Consider the following 15,714-nt stretch of genomic DNA (forward strand, 5'->3'; position numbering starts at 1 on the left):
CAGACTGGGTTCTGGCAGGCAATTTTAGTTTTTTTATCATCCCTCATCCTTAATTAAGCGATTACTCAGCACTCGTACTGTGGGAAGATGATTGATGGGTGAAGCCTAGTCAACAATTTCATGTTGCAATTGAGTTATTCCATCATGTTTAACATATTAAAATCCTGGCTGAAGAACAGCCTAACCACAATATTGTTAGTAACAATATTTTTAGGCATAAATACAGCTACCTGGACTCCTCCTAGTAACGCCGCCCTGCCATCTGGAAATGCCATTACTGAAGGCAAGGCTTTATTAAGGTATGCACTCCCCATAGAGAATAAACCAGTACGGCGATTGCAAGCCAGTTTAGAAGATATCGCTACCCAACTACGGGCAAATCGACGCTGGGGTGCTATGTCTAGCGATCTGAAAACAGCCTCACGCATTCTCGATCAACCTAACCAAATCCTAGCAAGCGTTCCCACAGAACGCCAACCCCAAGCCGAAGCTTGGATTGCTGAGTTGAAATCCGGCGTAGATTCACTGCAAGAATCGGTAAAAGTTAAAGACAAAGAACAAATTCTTGAAGGTAGAAACAAACTGCTGGATATAGTCACCCAGTTAGAAGAGTCAATGGTGACTGAATTCCCCTTTGAAGTGCCTTCTGAGTACAATAACCTCCCTCAACTCAAAGGTCGCGCCACAGTGGCAATGAAGACCAACAAAGGCCACCTGACTATGGTGGTCGATGGTTATAGCGCCCCTGTCACAGCCGGTAACTTTGTCGATTTAGTCCAGCGAGGTTTTTATGACGGCTTAGAATTTACCCGTTCTGAAGAATCTTACGTCCTCCAAACTGGAGACCCACCGGGAAAAGAAGTAGGTTTCATAGATCCCAAAACTGACAAATACCGTGCCGTTCCTTTAGAAATTTTGGTTGAAGGCGACGACCAACCCACCTATGGCATTACTCTCGAAGAAGCTGGGCGTTATCTGGATATGCCAGTTTTGCCTTTTTCTTCCTTTGGCGCATTGGCGATGGCTCGCCCCGAAACGGAAGCCAATGGCGGTTCCTCGCAATTTTTCTTCTTTTTGTTTGAGCCAGAACTCACTCCGGCGGGAAGAAACTTGTTAGACGGGCGCTATGCCGTTTTTGGTTATCTCACCGAAGGCAAAGAAATTTTGGATAAGCTCAAAGAAGGTGACAAAATTGAATCCGCAACCGTAATTCAGGGAATAGAAAATTTAGTTCAGCCCCAAGCAGCCTAAAAGATTTCTTAGTTCTGAGTCCTGAGTAAATATGAAAGTTTGAGGAGTTGTGAATTACGCTCCTCTTTTTTTTCCAAAATCTAAAATCTAAAATCTAAAATCTAAAATTGATTGACCAATGACTAAAATTAAAGATATTGGCGAACAAGGTATTTTAAAAAAATTGCAGCGTTTCTGTCCCCCAGGAATGATTGGCGATGATGCGGCAGTACTTGTAACTGCACCAGATAAATCTTTAGTAGTTACCACAGATGTCCTCGTTGATGGCGTGCATTTTAGCAATGTCACCACATCCCCAGAAGATGCTGGTTGGCGGGCTGTGGCTGCTAATTTATCCGATTTAGCCGCAATGGGGGCTGATCCTCTAGGAATCACCGTCGGTTTGGGACTACCTGGAGAAATTATGGTGAGTTGGGTGGAAAGACTATACCAGGGCATGACAGAATGCCTCCAGAAATACAATACCGTAATTGTGGGGGGTGACATCGTGCGATCGCCTGTAAATACTATCTCTATCACAGCCTTTGGACAAGTTGATCCCCGGAGGATTATCCGACGTTCTGCGGCTCAAGTGGGTGATGCGATCGCTGTTACAGGTGTTCATGGAGCATCCCACGCAGGCTTACAATTGCTCTTGCATCCCGAATTAAGACAAAACCTCACCGATGCCGAACAAAGGACACTCATCGCAGCCCACCAGCGTCCGCAACCCAGATTAGATGTTTTACCCATACTCTGGGAAATTCTCCCATCCTACCCCCCATCGTCCCATCCCCCCATCGCCGGCATGGACAGCAGCGACGGCTTGGCAGATGCGATTTTACAAATTTGCCACACCAGTGGTGTTGGGGCTGTCCTAGAAGCTAAAAAAATCCCCTTACCAGCAAGTTTCAACCACTGGCTAACCCCAGAAAAAGCTTTGGAATATGCCCTTTATGGTGGTGAAGACTTTGAATTAGTGCTGTGCTTACCAGAACTTCTCGCCCATACTTTAGTATCAAAACTCGGTGAAAGCGCCGCAATAGTTGGAACTATTACAACAGGTTCCCAAGTAATACTGCACGACCAAGATAAAAAATTCCCCGACCAAGTTTTAACTCTGGACCAGGGATTTCAACATTTCACTCATTGACATTAAATTCATCACCGATGACTAATGACCAATGACTAATGACTAATGACCAAGGACTAAGCCCACTTTGCGGCTACAAGTTCTGCCAAATCTAGAACTCGTTGGCTGTAACCCCACTCATTGTCATACCAAGCCATAACTTTCACCAAGTCATTACCCATGACTATGGTCAAGCTGGAATCGATAATTGAAGAAGCATCAGTACCTTGATAATCCGAAGATACCAATTGTAGTTCGCTGTAGTCCAAAATGCCTTTGAGTGAACCTTCTGAGGCTTCTTTGAGCGCTTGATTAACTTCTTCAGTAATCGTACGCTTCTCAACCTGAGCTACGAAATCTACCATTGAGACGTTGGGAGTAGGTACGCGTAAAGCCACACCATTCAGCTTACCTTTGAGGTCTGGGATTACCAGAGCTACTGCTTTTGCCGCACCAGTGGAGGTGGGAACAATGTTAATAGCTGCTGCTCTCGCCCGTCGCAAATCCCGGTGAGAAGCATCTAGTAAACGCTGGTCACCAGTGTAGCTGTGGGTGGTGGTCATCGTGCCTTTGATGATCCCAAATTTATCGTTCAACACTTTGGCGATGGGAGCCAAGCAGTTGGTAGTACAGCTGGCGTTACTAATGACGTGGTGCTGGTTGTGGTCATAGTCGTGATGATTCACGCCCATCACAAAAGTCCCATCCTCGTTTTTACCAGGAGCGGTGATTAGAACCTTTTTGGCTCCAGCATTTATATGCTTCTGTGCGCCATCCCGACTGGTAAATACACCTGTTGCTTCGATAATCAGGTCAATTTCCCACTCTTTCCAGGGCAAGTTTTCGGGGTTGCGATCCGATACGCATTTGATGGTCTTACCGTTAATGATGATCGAATTATCATCGGCGGTAATGTCAGCATTCCTTAACTTCCCAAGCATTGAGTCATACTTTAGGAGGTGTGCATTGGTTCTAGGGTCTGATGTGTCGTTAATAGCTATCAGGTCAATGTTGCTATTTTCTCTGCCTACCCAGCAGCGTGCAAAGTTACGTCCAATACGCCCAAAACCGTTGATTGCGACTCTAATCACAGTGTCTTACCCTCTGTATTTATGCCTATAAATTGATATCTTTGAACCCAATCATATCGCAAAGGGGGGGGTATTAATAACCATAAACTGTTTGATCAATAAAAAAAACACATATTTTATTCAGATTTATCTGAGTAAAGGCTGTGAGTCGTGATGTACGATCTGACTGATTCTGGGACTAAATAGCGAATTGACTGGCGATCGCGGCAAAATTTCCGAACTAGACTTGACGAAATTCCTACTAAAGGTATATTCAATAATTGCCAGTCAATAGTAAGCAACTGCTCTCTGAATTGTTGCTCCACTTGCTTGCAGATTAGCTCACTTTGAGCTATTGTCTCACCACCTAGCAGTCGGGGTGCGATTAACCAATCACACATTTGTGCTAGTTCCTGTCCACGGTACCAACGGGGTAAGGTTTTAAATGTATCCAAACCCACAATCGAGTACCAGTGAGTATTTGCATAACAACTAGATAAGTCCATCAAGGTATTGATGGCATAAGAAGTTCCGGATCGTTTTGCCTCTATTAGGGAGACAGTAAATGCTGGGTTTTCGCTTGTTGCTAATTTCAGCATTTCCCCGCGATGTTCAAACATAACTGCTTTTTTATGAGGAGGGTTTAGTGATGGCACCCAAATTACCTTTTCCAGGGGTACTTGAGACAAAGCTGTTTGGGCTACGAGTAAGTGTCCCCAATGAATTGGATCAAACGTGCCACCAAAGATTCCTATATGCCGCATTCAGTCATGCCTAAACTTTATTCAATTCACCCAGATTTTAATACAAATATACTATGATGCCCAATTTGCCCCTGAACTTGATGCAATTTTCCAGCAGTTTCACTACCAATGTATGACTGTAGCCAACACAAGTAAGGATTTTAGAAAGATGTATTTCAAACTACAAGTTTTTCTGTCCCGATGCAGCATAAACTATTGAGAATAGTCTTTATAACAGTTCAGAAATAGGAAAAACCTCCAACCAAGGTAAAATCATTCTCAATCCGCAAAACAACAGAGGAAAATAATCCAAATATCAGGTATAAACAAGATGCAAGGGCAGTTACGGTAAAAATCAAATTCCTGTTATGATACGCGTGTCATTTGTGATTATGGTGTGGTGTAAGAGGACTAATCAATGAGTAATTATGTAGATTTTAGTGGCAGACCATTCCATTTCATTGGAATTGGTGGCATAGGTATGTCTGCCCTAGCATACGTTCTAGCAAAGCGTCAAATGCCAGTATCAGGTTCTGATCTTCGTCCTAGTCATATTACGCGCAATTTGGAATCTATCGGAACACATATTTTTGGTAGACAAGAGGCCAGTAATCTCGAATTCTTTCGCTCTAGTGAATCAGCTAATAGAGTATTATTAAACTCAGAAGAAATATTCCCTACTGCTAGCAAGTCAACACTGCCTCAAGTTGTTTGTTCAACAGCAATTAATGCCAACAATTTGGAATACAAAGCAGCACTGGAATTAGGATGTCCAATTTTACATCGTTCAGATGTACTAGCTGCCTTGATTTCAGATTACCATAGCATCGCAGTTGCCGGCACCCACGGTAAAACTACCACAAGTAGCATGATTGGCTATATGCTGTTAGAAGCTGGTTTAGACCCCACAATTATTGTCGGTGGTGAAGTTGATGCTTGGGAAGGAAATGCGCGATTAGGGCAAAGCCAATATCTGGTAGCTGAGGCCGATGAATCTGATGGTTCTCTGGTGAAACACGCCCCAGAAATTGGCATTATTACTAATATTGAACTTGATCATCCTGACCACTACGAAACATTAGAAGAAGTAGTTAATATTTTCCAAAAATTTGCCGATAGTTGTAAGACACTCATTAGTTGTATTGATTGTTACCAAGTGCGCGATTTGCTACGCAACTCCGGAGGCGATCGCTTCAAACCAACAATTACTTACAGCCTCAACCCAGAAACAGATGCCGATTATACCGCCACTAATATTGACTATCGCGCTGATGGTACTACAGCCCTAGTTTGGGAAAAAGGCAAAGCCTTGGGAGTATTGAAATTGCGGTTACTCAGTCGGCATAATCTCAGCAATGCTCTGTCGGCTGTAGCTGTTGGTCGCGCCTTGGGTTTAGAATTTGGCACAATTGCCAAAGGCATTGCTACTTTTGAAGGTGCAAGACGACGCTTTGAGTTTCGGGGAGAAGTTGGCGGTATTACCTTCATTGATGACTATGCCCACCACCCCAGTGAAATCCGCGTTACTCTTGCTGCTGCACGCCTCCAAGCTAGGCCAGAACAAAGAGTGGTGGCTATTTTCCAGCCCCATCGCTATAGTCGCACATTCACCTTTTTGGCAGAATTTGCCGAGTCATTTACTCATGCTGATTTAGTTGTGCTGACAGATATTTACAGTGCCGGCGAACCCAATTTAGGGCAAATTAGCGGTGAACAACTGGCAGCAGAAATAGCCAAACTACACCCACAAGTGCTTTATCAACCAAATCTGCCCTTAATGAGTGAGTTCTTGCTGCAAACGCTGCGCCCCGGAGATCTAGCACTATTTCTAGGTGCGGGGAATTTAAATCAGGTGATTCCTGAAGTTATTACTACACTTTGTGAACCTGCTACAGCCACATCCTAGATGTGGAAAAAAGTGCAGTTTCCCTCTAGCAACGATTCTATCGATTGATACTATTGCTGTATTTTTACGGCAGTTAAATGTAAAAATTTCACAAATTTACGTAAAGATGAAAATCTCCCAGGCAGATGGAAATGTCTGCACAATTTTTGCTTCAACTACACAGAAGCAGGAAACAGAAGATTCAAGGGATAGTAAAATAATTTACTTAAAAGGGACAGATTGTGCTATTAAGTCACAAGCTTCCTTATCTGCATTTACTTCTTATCGAGTTGGGGGAGCAGCCCAATGGTACTTTGCTCCTCGGAATTTAGAAGCACTACAAGCCAGCGTTGAATATGCACAAGAACATGGATTACCTGTAACAACATTAGGTGCTGGTTCTAACCTGTTAGTAAGCGATCGCGGATTACCGGGCTTAGTCATTTCTACTCGTCACCTGCGCCATAGTTACTTTGATCCCCACACAGGTCAATTAACCGTAGCGGCGGGAGAATCAATTCCCAATCTGGCATGGCAAGCCGCAAAATTAGGTTGGCAAGGGTTAGAGTGGGCTGTTGGTATCCCAGGAACTGTTGGGGGTGCTGTAGTCATGAATGCTGGCGCGCATAATAGCTGTATCGCAGATATGTTAGTTAGCGCCGAGGTACTTTCACCGGATGGTACATTGGAAACTTTGACCCCCGCCCAGATAGGTTACAGCTATCGGAGTTCATCACTGCAAAATAGCGAATCTCCTACAGACAGACGTTGCCAACGCATTGTTACCCAAGCCACCTTTCAACTCCAACCAGGTACTGAGCCAGCATTAGTTTTGGCAGTAACCAAGCAACACAAACAACATCGACTAACTACCCAGCCCTACAATTTCCCTAGCTGTGGCAGCGTGTTCCGCAATCCTACACCTTATGCGGCGGGGTGGCTAATTGAACAAACAGGTTTAAAAGGCTACCAAATTGGCGGAGCGCAAGTAGCATTATTACACGCTAATTTTATCGTCAATCGTGGCGGAGCCAAAGCCAGCGATATTTTCGCTCTCATTCGTCATATCCAGCAGCAAGTAAAAGAACATTGGTCTATTTGCTTACAGCCAGAAGTCAAAATGATCGGTGAGTTTCAGGCGGCTGGTTAAGGTAGGAGGAAGAGGCAGGGGGGCAGGGTGCTGGGTGCTGGGGGGAAGAGGTAGCCTTATATCCCACATTCCCCAGTCCCCGATACCCAATCCCCACTCCCCATCCCCAGCGTTAATTATTGGTAATAAAACAGGCAAACTACCGACCGCATCTATAATTGAATTTGATTTGTTATTCAACGCACACGCGCACAATCAGTTATGACAGGAAAAGGCCAGGGATTCGGTTTTGGTTTGGGCAAAATGAGAGAACTCGCGGACGCTTTCAAAAAGGCGCAGCAAGTTCAAGAAGGTGCTAAACAGCTTCAAGAAGAATTGGAGCAAATGGAGATCCAAGGAGAGTCCGGCGGTGGACTGGTGAAGGTAATTGTCAGTGGGAACCAAGAACCCAAGCGGGTGGAAATTTCCCCAGAAGCGCTAGAACAAGGCGCAGAATTACTTTCTGACCTCGTGACAGTGGCAATGAAAGATGCCTACAACAAGTCCACTACAACAATGCGGGAACGGATGGAAGACTTGACCAGTGGTCTGGAACTACCTGGATTTTAGTCATTAGTCATTAGTCATTAGTCATCAGTCTGATGACTAATGACTAATGACCTTTGACCTTTGATCGATACTCAGTAAAATATTTATGCCTTACAAGTTGCTGTTTGTCTGTCTGGGGAACATTTGCCGATCGCCATCGGCAGAAAATATTATGAATCATCTCGTAGACCAGGCTGGCTTGAGCGATGGCATTCTCTGTGAATCTGCTGGTACATCTAGTTATCACATAGGTAGCCCACCCGACCGACGCATGAGTAATGCTGCTACTGCAAAGTTGGGAATTAAACTGCTTGGTCAAGCTCGGCAATTGCAAAAATTAGACTTTCAGGACTTTGATATGATCTTGGCAATGGATCAAGAGAATTATGATAATATACTCGCTCTTGATCCCACTGGGCAGTATCATCATAAAGTTTACCTGATGTGTAGTTTTTGTTCTCGGCACACCCTGAAGGAAGTTCCTGACCCCTACTACGGTGGAGTAGAAGGTTTTAATCAGGTAATAGATTTACTTGTAGACGCTTGTGAAGGTCTACTCCAACACGTTACTAGCCAGCAACTCAGAGCCTAAACTCTATTCCACTAAGCCATGCTTCATGGCAAAACGCACTAGTTCTGCTCGGTTGCTCGTGGCAGTTTTTCTTAATAAACTGCTTACATACTTTTCTACTGTTCTCGGACTCAAGTGCAGTTGATGTCCCATATCAGCATTAGAAAAACCATGAGTCAACAGTTCTAAAACTTCTTGTTCTCTGGGTGTCAAGGATGCTAACAGATGGGATTGCTGAATATGAGTGGATAGAGAATTTGGGATTTCCACCTCTTTTGAGGGTACGAAACTGCCCAAATTCTCTTTATGAGACAAGCGGTATTCAGATTGAATAATTTGCGATCGCTCTAGAAGATTACGAATTGCTGCTGCTAATTCCTCTAGTTCAAAAGGCTTAGGTAAGTACAAATCACATCCCGACTGGTAGCCCAGAATTCTTTCCTGGGTCTTTGTGCGTGCTGTTAATAAAATTACAGGTAATAACCGGAATGCTGGTTGTTGCCGTACCCGACGTACCAGTTCATAGCCGTTCATTCGTGGCATAATAATATCAGTAACGATTAAATCAGGATGGTAATTATCTACCATCGCCAAAGCCTCTTGACCATCATTCGCCGTGACCACGGAGTAGCCAGACAGTTCAAGATAATCACTAATAGACAGACGAGTGCCCAGGTCGTCATCCACAACAAGAATAGTCAAGGGCATGGACAATACACCCCTAGCATTTTTTTACTCAGAAATTTACTCATACGAGCTAATCAGTGAACACAGGCAGAAATAGTGTTCCTATGTTTCATACTATGACAGGATTACCAGCTCATGACTGTCTGAGGGTTGATTTATAAAGAAAATCTTAAATCCTGAGTAAGTGTTTACAAATTTTAACGCAATTTGCTGGTAAATGCTGAAAAACTACATATAGCTTTTTAAAACTTAACAATAAACCCATGATATACAGAGAATACTCACTATAGTGTAAATTAATATTTAATTCGCCATAATTTTTCTGCCACTTTTGCGTTGGGAAGCTTTTAATTGAGAATTGAGAAAAGCTAAATTAAAAGAATATCGGATAACGCTCATATTGATATCACATCTACAGAGGTCTAATGTCTTCCCATAAATTTCCCAGCTAGTCCAAAGATTTTTGCAGCACATTTTAAGCACACAAAATTTTTTAAATGAGCGAAAAGAGCCAAAGTTACAAAGTTATTAGTGACAACCGTCAAGCCCGTTATTTGTATGAAATCCTGGAAACCTTTGAAGCTGGAGTTGAGTTGACAGGAACAGAAGTCAAATCGATTCGCGCCGGTAGAGTTAATCTCCAAGATGGTTATGCTTTGATTCGCAATGGCGAAGCATGGCTGATCAACGTCCATATCTCTCCTTACAACGCTAGTGGTCAATATTTTAATCATGAACCGCGTCGCACGCGCAAACTGTTGTTACATCGCCAAGAAATTCGGAAGTTAATTGGTAAGGTAGAACAGGAGGGTTTAACACTCGTACCTTTAAAAATGTACCTCAAACGAGGGTGGGTAAAAGTGAGTATAGCCCTTGGTAAAGGTAAAAAACTCCATGACAAACGGGAATCTCTGAAACGTCGGCAAGATCAACGTGATATGCAAAGGGCGATGAAAAATTATTAAGCCTGAGTATATCTTCAGTGTGAGTTTAGAGAACACCTAGTTTATAGCCGCAGATTGATTTGGTTAGTTATGGGACTCGATACAGTAGAGAGTATCGTTGGAAGGGATGAGATATTTTCACCATGACACGTAATTTTACCAAAGCAGTTGGTGCTGGCTTTCTCACCTTGAGTATGGCAATGTTGCCCTTAACTCTACCTGTAAATGCCCAAGTTACTGACCCCAGAGTCGAAACTACACCAAGAACTACAGTTTACGAACGCCGAGATTTTGATTGGGGTTGGTTAGGATTAATTGGTCTATTTGGTTTAGCTGGTTTAGCTGGTAGAAAACGTGGCGAGGAACCTACTGCTTATCGCGAGCCAACTACTCCTGGAAGTACAACCTACAGAGACTAAGCTATTCAGAATTAGTTTTGAGAAAAACTCACAAGTCACAATCAGCCCCCCACCCTGAGTTAATAGAATTGAGCAAGTCCTAAGTTGACAATTTCATAGACAAAACTATACTTATATTGACAAAAATCAATATATATTTTAGGAAAAAATCAACTACTTGATATATAATACGGTGATATCAAGTATTGAATTGAGACTATTGCCGACGCGAAAACCAAGCAATGATGGTGGTAGTCTTTTTCAGAAACTTAATTGGAACACAATCGCGTCTGGCTAAGGCGTGAAAGTCTACTGAGGGATAACTGCTCCCATGCTCCCGTTGAAGTAGAAAGTAAAGTCTAGTTTTGTCTAGGTTTTATATAGCAGAATGACTTCAGGAGCTACAGTCCATGCGGGATTCTGGCTCCTGAATTCTGCTATTTATTGTTAATCTTTAATTTGCTGTAGGTTCTCCGTGAGATGAATTGAGATTTTGAGTGTGGTCTTGAGCTATGGGTGTCCAGTAGCTAGCAATTAAAGCCACCATTAACCACCACAGACTATTGACTTCAGGACGAAACCAAATAGTATCTACAGTCCCGTGAGCCAGCATCCCCGCTACAGTGGCGAATGCTCCAATTAACCAAAATCCCTCTACACTTCTAGATTGTCGCAATCGTCGCACTTGTAGAAATGCGCTATTGAATGTGACAATTATCAGCCAGAGAAAACAGGCTAAACCCACCAAACCAGTTTCTACAGCCACCTCTAAAAAAACCGAATAAGCACTTAAAGCCGTATAACGAGGACGTTGGTAGAGGGGGTAGATTTTATTAAAAGAATTGTGACCAGGGCCAATTCCAATAATTGGGAAATCGCGAATCATCTCGAAGACAGCATCCCAAACATTTCTGCGAAAATTATTACTGCTATCTTGGCGGTCTGCGAAAATACTCAAAACTCTGATGCGGACTGGCTCGACAAATATGATTGCTAGGAACAGTAAGCTAATCATACCTCCCAAAATCATTGGCAGTGACCAAGTACGCCAAAAAGGCGGCATTTGCACAGTCCACCAATACACTAGCAAGGCGATCGCAGTCAATAAACCCACTACTAGAGCAATCCAGCCACCACGACTAAAAGTCAGCACCAAACAAGCACCATTAGCAACAAACATCGTTAACGCTAAAGCCTTCTTGATCCAGCTAGCCCACGCAAAAATGGCCACTAAGCTGAAAACTACTGCTGGTACAAGATATCCAGCCAATAAATTCGGATTACCCAAATAACTATAAACCCTTGTGGTATTAGCCAGAGGAGATTGTGGGTCTACCCAAGTTGCCAATGCTCTAGCACCAAAAAACCATTGCCGCAAACCGTATATACTAACGATTAAAGATACGTGCAAATACAGGGTAATGATCCAAGAACGTAAGCGAGGCGATCGCAATACCCTCGCACAAAGAGCAAACAGCAATAGATAAAGTGTCAATACTACCAAATCTTTAAACGCCGCCTGTTTGACTGGTGACAATGCTGTAGAGACTACCGCAATTGCCCAGTAAAGTAACACCAGCAGATGAATGGGGGTAAATAACGGCGTAGTTGTTGATGCAGATTCGTCGGATAAAGTCAACAGTAGCCAAAAACCTACACAAGCTACTAACAATACTCCTACTAGGCTACTCGATACAAAAGGAGCAAGAGCATACACCAGGCTGAGTAAAGCAACAGCTATGACATCTCCCCACTGCATCAAGATGCTACTTTGCCGCCAAGAGTGCAATATCCCCACCAAAAAACGGTGTAAGTAGCTCGTAGCCAAATATTTTTTGAGAGGTAAATAAGATAAAGTAAATCGTTGCCAGACTAAATTCATCACTGATTATCACTGATTATTTCTGAGGAAGTAACCATCTTTAATGGTAAAGACAGTACAAAGAGTTTTCCGAAACAGCAGCAGGAGAATATTGACCAATTAATCTAGTATTGCTACATTTTCAACGCCTCTGAGAGTTAGTGTTTAACCGCATAGTTATGTATGAAATTTTACATTTATTTTTTAATCTCAGCATTTTAAGTATAGTTTACCCAAAAAAATATTAAAAAGTAATTTTTTATACAAAATTTGCATATGTATAACAAAAATAAATTACTTTATGCAATTAAATTTCTTAACCAAATAAATAGTTTATTCAGACATTACTATGATTTCATCAGTAAAGACTTGTATTAATAGGCAAAAATTTGATATTTATTTTTGAGGATAGGTAAGATAAATATGAATTGTAAAATTCCTTTTGTAGACTTGAATTTACAACACCAGCCGATTCAACATCAATTGCAACAGGCAATACAGGCTGTATTGGCACAGGGAGATTTTATTTTAGGGCAAGCCCTGTCAGATTTTGAAGCAGCTTTTGCAGCCGCATCTGGCACAGAATATGGTATAGGTGTTGCATCAGGAACAGATGCGATCGCCCTCGGTTTACAAGCGTGTAATATTGGTGCTGGTGATCAAGTGATCTTACCAGCTAACACCTTTGTGGCCACATTGATTGGAGTTTTACGTGCGGGGGCAACGCCTGTTCTGGTAGACTGTGATCCGCAAACAGCTTTAATCGACTTGTCAGCCGCCGCCAAAGCAATTACACCACAGACAAAGGCGATTATCCCCGTCCATCTCTATGGACAGATGGTATCACCGCAACAGCTATTAGACTTGGCCGATACTTATAAACTGCTAATTTTTGAAGATGCAGCCCAAGCACATTTAGCCGAAAGAGAAGGATATCGCGCTGGTTCGGTGGGCATAGCTGCGGCCTTTAGTTTCTATCCGAGCAAAAATTTAGGAGCATTTGGGGATGGAGGGATGCTGCTAACGCGAGATTCAGATGTCGCTCAGAAGATGAAGCGCTTGCGAAATTATGGGGCATCTCAAAAGTATTTTCATGTAGAATCAGGGACTAACAGTCGTTTGGATACATTGCAAGCAGCAGTGTTATTAGAAAAACTACCACATTTGCCGCAATGGAATGGCGATCGCTTGACTACTGCACGGCAGTATGATCTTGAATTAGCCCCCCTAGCATCTGCTGGCATTATTCCGATGCAAAACCAAAGCAGCACCGGACACGTTTATCATCTTTATGTAATCAAAGTTGATCATACTTGTGTCCTAGAACGGCAGCAAATCCAAGACCAACTCACCGCAGTGGGAATTCAAACAGGCATTCACTACCCCATTCCTTGCCATCTGCAACCAGCCTTCAGCGACTTAGGCTATCAACCAGGAGACTTTCCCCAAGCAGAAAAACTCGCTCATCAAATACTGTCCTTACCCATGTACCCAGGTTTGAACAGTAACCAAATCAAAGAAGTTGTAGCAGCTATTACATCTATTCTCGGTGATCAAACACAGAAGCTATTATGTATTTAATTTACACTCTTTAAAATCGTACTTGAGGAATCAAACGCCAAAAAACTGGCTCAGTTCGTCGGATAAATTTGTGGATTGTGAGTTGTTAATTTTAAATTGTTTGAAATCATGGCACTTCAGCAACAGCTAAAACAAAGAAACACAGGACAATTGCTCAACATAGCAATTTTCGGACTTTTGCTGCTACTATATGCGCCTATCTTGCTGCACTGGCTGGATGGTTGGCTCAACAAAAGCATTAGTATCGAACACGAATACTTTAGCCACGGTATTATTGGTCTGCCATTTGCTGCTTACCTGATGTGGTTAAACCGGAAAAAGTGGTATCGTCTGCCAGATAAAGCCCATCCTTTAGGTGCTATTTTGCTCTCAATAGGGGGAGTATTTTATCTGAGCGGTATTCCAGAGTGGGTTAATATCTCCCTACCTACAATATTGGCAGGATTGTGCTTCTGGTTCAAAGGCATACCAGGCTTTCGACTCCAAGCATTTGCTTTGCTGCTGATATTTTTAGCCACCCCAACCGCCTTACCCTACCTCCTCGTTCCCTATACCTTACCTCTCCAAAGCTTCATTGCCGGTACAGCAGGCTTTATCCTGAATCAAATGGGAATGCAAGTAATAGTTGATGAAATCAACATATACGTAAATGGAAGAATCGTCGAAGTTGCCCCTTATTGTGCCGGGCTAAAAATGTTATTTACTACTTTATACGTCAGCTTAATGCTGCTGTATTGGACTGATGCACTATCTTCACGCCGCACAACTACTTGGTTTTTATCTTTGGCCTTAGTCATTAGCGTTATTGCCAACATCATTCGTAACACTGCACTCAGTTTCTTTCACGGCACCGGTCGCGAGGCAGCTTTTAAATGGTTACATGACAGTTGGGGTGGAGACCTTTACTCTGCTGGTATGCTCCTATTATTAGTCCCTTTGCTGAATTGGATGAATAATTATTTCTCCACCGCTTCAGAAATTGAGCCAGAAGCAGAAAATGCGGGATAAATAGACAAACAAAGGGGAAAGACTGTCCAAAATTTCCTGTCTGCTCCCCCTACTGCACCCAGAAATTTGCCGAGCAAATTTTTGGCTCATTTTTCAAGTAAAATTTTGCGTAAATATGGCAACTTTTACTGATGAATCCCTTATCTAAGTTTTTCAAAGAAAAGCAGGCAACTCATGTAGCAGTACTTTTGTTATTACTACTGCTATTGGTAATTGGAGGATCTCCCGGATATCTCAAAGGACGCTGGCAATGGAAACAACCACCACCTGTTCCCAACCTGACAGCATTGAGGGAGATACGTAAAACCGGGATAACCCTTCCTGGTTGGCAAACTGTTCAACAAGCCGAACAATTCGTGGGTACAAATAAATGGTCATTGCAGATTCTTAAACAACAAGACACTCAAAACCAGGCAATATTACTGTTGCATCCACAAAACGGTCCAATGGATCAACCAGAGGTAGAATGGACTGATATTAATAGCTGGGGAAAAATTCGTTGGACAACATGGGATATAGCTCAACAGCGCTCTGCCGAATTTACAGTCAAGGGACTCCCAAAATCGGCAGCAAATACTGAAACGAAGGTAGAAGCAAGGTTCTTTCGCGTTTCCACCCCACGGGAAACTTTTGCGGTCTTGCAATGGTATGCCACGCCAAATGGTGGACATCCATCACCTTTTCGCTGGTTTGTGGCAGATCAAGTGGCACAATGGCAGAAAAGTCGCGTTCCTTGGGTTAGCGTAAGCATACTCATTCCTATGGAACCCTTAGGCCAGGTGGAAACTACTTGGGCTTTAGCTCAGTCTATTGGTGAAACAGTACAAGCTACATTGATGACAAGTCCTTTTTAGAAAAAATCACGAGTGCGTTGATTTGTGCAGCAACATCAATGACAAAGTTATAAGTGGCACTATACTGTTACA

The 15,714-nt window shown here is 42.9% G+C and carries 15 protein-coding genes; 11 read left to right on the forward strand and 4 right to left on the reverse strand.

The window, feature by feature from the left end:
- Positions 1–144: 144 nt before the first annotated feature.
- Both NSP_RS20795 and thiL read left to right on the forward strand, forming a co-directional pair.
- Positions 145–1,251, forward strand: a complete 1,107-nt coding sequence (locus NSP_RS20795; protein ID WP_231859501.1) for a peptidylprolyl isomerase — start codon at positions 145–147, stop codon at positions 1,249–1,251.
- Positions 1,252–1,369: 118 nt separating this feature from the next.
- Complete coding sequence (thiL, locus tag NSP_RS20800; protein ID WP_006197154.1) at positions 1,370–2,383, forward strand: thiamine-phosphate kinase; 1,014 nt, start codon at positions 1,370–1,372, stop codon at positions 2,381–2,383.
- A gap of 56 nt (positions 2,384–2,439) precedes the next feature.
- Here the strand turns inward: thiL and NSP_RS20805 are convergent, their stop codons facing one another.
- Complete coding sequence (locus NSP_RS20805; RefSeq protein ID WP_006197155.1) at positions 2,440–3,453, reverse strand: type I glyceraldehyde-3-phosphate dehydrogenase; 1,014 nt, start codon at positions 3,451–3,453, stop codon at positions 2,440–2,442.
- A gap of 116 nt (positions 3,454–3,569) precedes the next feature.
- Entirely contained in the window at positions 3,570–4,196 is a 627-nt protein-coding gene (gene nadD / locus NSP_RS20810) for a nicotinate (nicotinamide) nucleotide adenylyltransferase (RefSeq protein ID WP_006197156.1), read from the reverse strand.
- A gap of 397 nt (positions 4,197–4,593) precedes the next feature.
- On the opposite strand from nadD, the gene murC reads away from it, so the two are divergent.
- From murC to NSP_RS20830, 4 genes are all read left to right on the forward strand, one after another.
- Entirely contained in the window at positions 4,594–6,081 is a 1,488-nt protein-coding gene (gene murC, locus NSP_RS20815) for a UDP-N-acetylmuramate--L-alanine ligase (protein ID WP_006197157.1), read from the forward strand.
- A 106-nt stretch (positions 6,082–6,187) separates the two neighbouring features.
- Entirely contained in the window at positions 6,188–7,210 is a 1,023-nt protein-coding gene (gene murB, locus NSP_RS20820) for a UDP-N-acetylmuramate dehydrogenase (RefSeq protein ID WP_006197158.1), read from the forward strand.
- 201 nt (positions 7,211–7,411) lie between these two features.
- Entirely contained in the window at positions 7,412–7,759 is a 348-nt protein-coding gene (locus tag NSP_RS20825) for a YbaB/EbfC family nucleoid-associated protein (protein WP_006197159.1), read from the forward strand.
- A gap of 85 nt (positions 7,760–7,844) precedes the next feature.
- Positions 7,845–8,330, forward strand: a complete 486-nt coding sequence (locus NSP_RS20830; RefSeq protein WP_173403313.1) for a low molecular weight protein-tyrosine-phosphatase — start codon at positions 7,845–7,847, stop codon at positions 8,328–8,330.
- A gap of 3 nt (positions 8,331–8,333) precedes the next feature.
- On the opposite strand, the gene NSP_RS20835 is transcribed toward NSP_RS20830, so the two are convergent.
- Complete coding sequence (locus NSP_RS20835) at positions 8,334–9,017, reverse strand: response regulator transcription factor (RefSeq protein ID WP_006197161.1); 684 nt, start codon at positions 9,015–9,017, stop codon at positions 8,334–8,336.
- A gap of 476 nt (positions 9,018–9,493) precedes the next feature.
- On the opposite strand from NSP_RS20835, the gene smpB reads away from it, so the two are divergent.
- Both smpB and NSP_RS20845 read left to right on the forward strand, forming a co-directional pair.
- On the forward strand, positions 9,494–9,961 hold the full coding sequence (gene smpB, locus NSP_RS20840) for an SsrA-binding protein SmpB (protein ID WP_006197162.1): 468 nt from the start codon (positions 9,494–9,496) through the stop codon (positions 9,959–9,961).
- Between the two features lie 122 nt (positions 9,962–10,083).
- A complete protein-coding gene (locus NSP_RS20845) occupies positions 10,084–10,359 on the forward strand; it encodes a WGxxGxxG family protein (RefSeq protein ID WP_006197163.1) in 276 nt (91 codons plus the stop codon).
- 433 nt (positions 10,360–10,792) lie between these two features.
- Here the strand turns inward: NSP_RS20845 and NSP_RS20850 are convergent, their stop codons facing one another.
- Positions 10,793–12,220, reverse strand: a complete 1,428-nt coding sequence (locus NSP_RS20850) for an IctB family putative bicarbonate transporter (protein WP_006197164.1) — start codon at positions 12,218–12,220, stop codon at positions 10,793–10,795.
- Positions 12,221–12,622: 402 nt separating this feature from the next.
- On the opposite strand from NSP_RS20850, the gene NSP_RS20855 reads away from it, so the two are divergent.
- The 3 genes from NSP_RS20855 (at position 12,623) to NSP_RS20865 (ending at position 15,642) form a co-directional block, all read left to right on the forward strand.
- Complete coding sequence (locus NSP_RS20855; protein WP_006198957.1) at positions 12,623–13,780, forward strand: DegT/DnrJ/EryC1/StrS family aminotransferase; 1,158 nt, start codon at positions 12,623–12,625, stop codon at positions 13,778–13,780.
- Positions 13,781–13,888: 108 nt separating this feature from the next.
- Complete coding sequence (crtB, locus tag NSP_RS20860; protein ID WP_006198958.1) at positions 13,889–14,788, forward strand: cyanoexosortase B; 900 nt, start codon at positions 13,889–13,891, stop codon at positions 14,786–14,788.
- A 131-nt stretch (positions 14,789–14,919) separates the two neighbouring features.
- Complete coding sequence (locus tag NSP_RS20865) at positions 14,920–15,642, forward strand: cyanoexosortase B system-associated protein (protein WP_006198959.1); 723 nt, start codon at positions 14,920–14,922, stop codon at positions 15,640–15,642.
- The last annotated feature ends 72 nt before the right edge of the window (positions 15,643–15,714 follow it).

It is taken from the genome of Nodularia spumigena CCY9414, from assembly GCF_000340565.2.
GTDB classification, from domain to species: Bacteria; Cyanobacteriota; Cyanobacteriia; order Cyanobacteriales; family Nostocaceae; genus Nodularia; species Nodularia spumigena.

Coding starts and splice junctions, on each gene's coding strand:
- NSP_RS20795 (WP_231859501.1), top strand. CDS start 145: ATGTTTAACATATTAAAATCCTGGCTGAAGAACAGCCTAACCACAATA.
- thiL (WP_006197154.1), top strand. CDS start 1,370: ATGACTAAAATTAAAGATATTGGCGAACAAGGTATTTTAAAAAAATTG.
- nadD (WP_006197156.1), bottom strand. CDS start 4,196: ATGCGGCATATAGGAATCTTTGGTGGCACGTTTGATCCAATTCATTGG.
- murC (WP_006197157.1), top strand. CDS start 4,594: ATGAGTAATTATGTAGATTTTAGTGGCAGACCATTCCATTTCATTGGA.
- murB (WP_006197158.1), top strand. CDS start 6,188: ATGAAAATCTCCCAGGCAGATGGAAATGTCTGCACAATTTTTGCTTCA.
- NSP_RS20825 (WP_006197159.1), top strand. CDS start 7,412: ATGACAGGAAAAGGCCAGGGATTCGGTTTTGGTTTGGGCAAAATGAGA.
- NSP_RS20830 (WP_173403313.1), top strand. CDS start 7,845: ATGCCTTACAAGTTGCTGTTTGTCTGTCTGGGGAACATTTGCCGATCG.
- NSP_RS20835 (WP_006197161.1), bottom strand. CDS start 9,017: ATGCCCTTGACTATTCTTGTTGTGGATGACGACCTGGGCACTCGTCTG.
- smpB (WP_006197162.1), top strand. CDS start 9,494: ATGAGCGAAAAGAGCCAAAGTTACAAAGTTATTAGTGACAACCGTCAA.
- NSP_RS20845 (WP_006197163.1), top strand. CDS start 10,084: ATGACACGTAATTTTACCAAAGCAGTTGGTGCTGGCTTTCTCACCTTG.
- NSP_RS20850 (WP_006197164.1), bottom strand. CDS start 12,220: ATGAATTTAGTCTGGCAACGATTTACTTTATCTTATTTACCTCTCAAA.
- NSP_RS20855 (WP_006198957.1), top strand. CDS start 12,623: ATGAATTGTAAAATTCCTTTTGTAGACTTGAATTTACAACACCAGCCG.
- crtB (WP_006198958.1), top strand. CDS start 13,889: ATGGCACTTCAGCAACAGCTAAAACAAAGAAACACAGGACAATTGCTC.
- NSP_RS20865 (WP_006198959.1), top strand. CDS start 14,920: ATGAATCCCTTATCTAAGTTTTTCAAAGAAAAGCAGGCAACTCATGTA.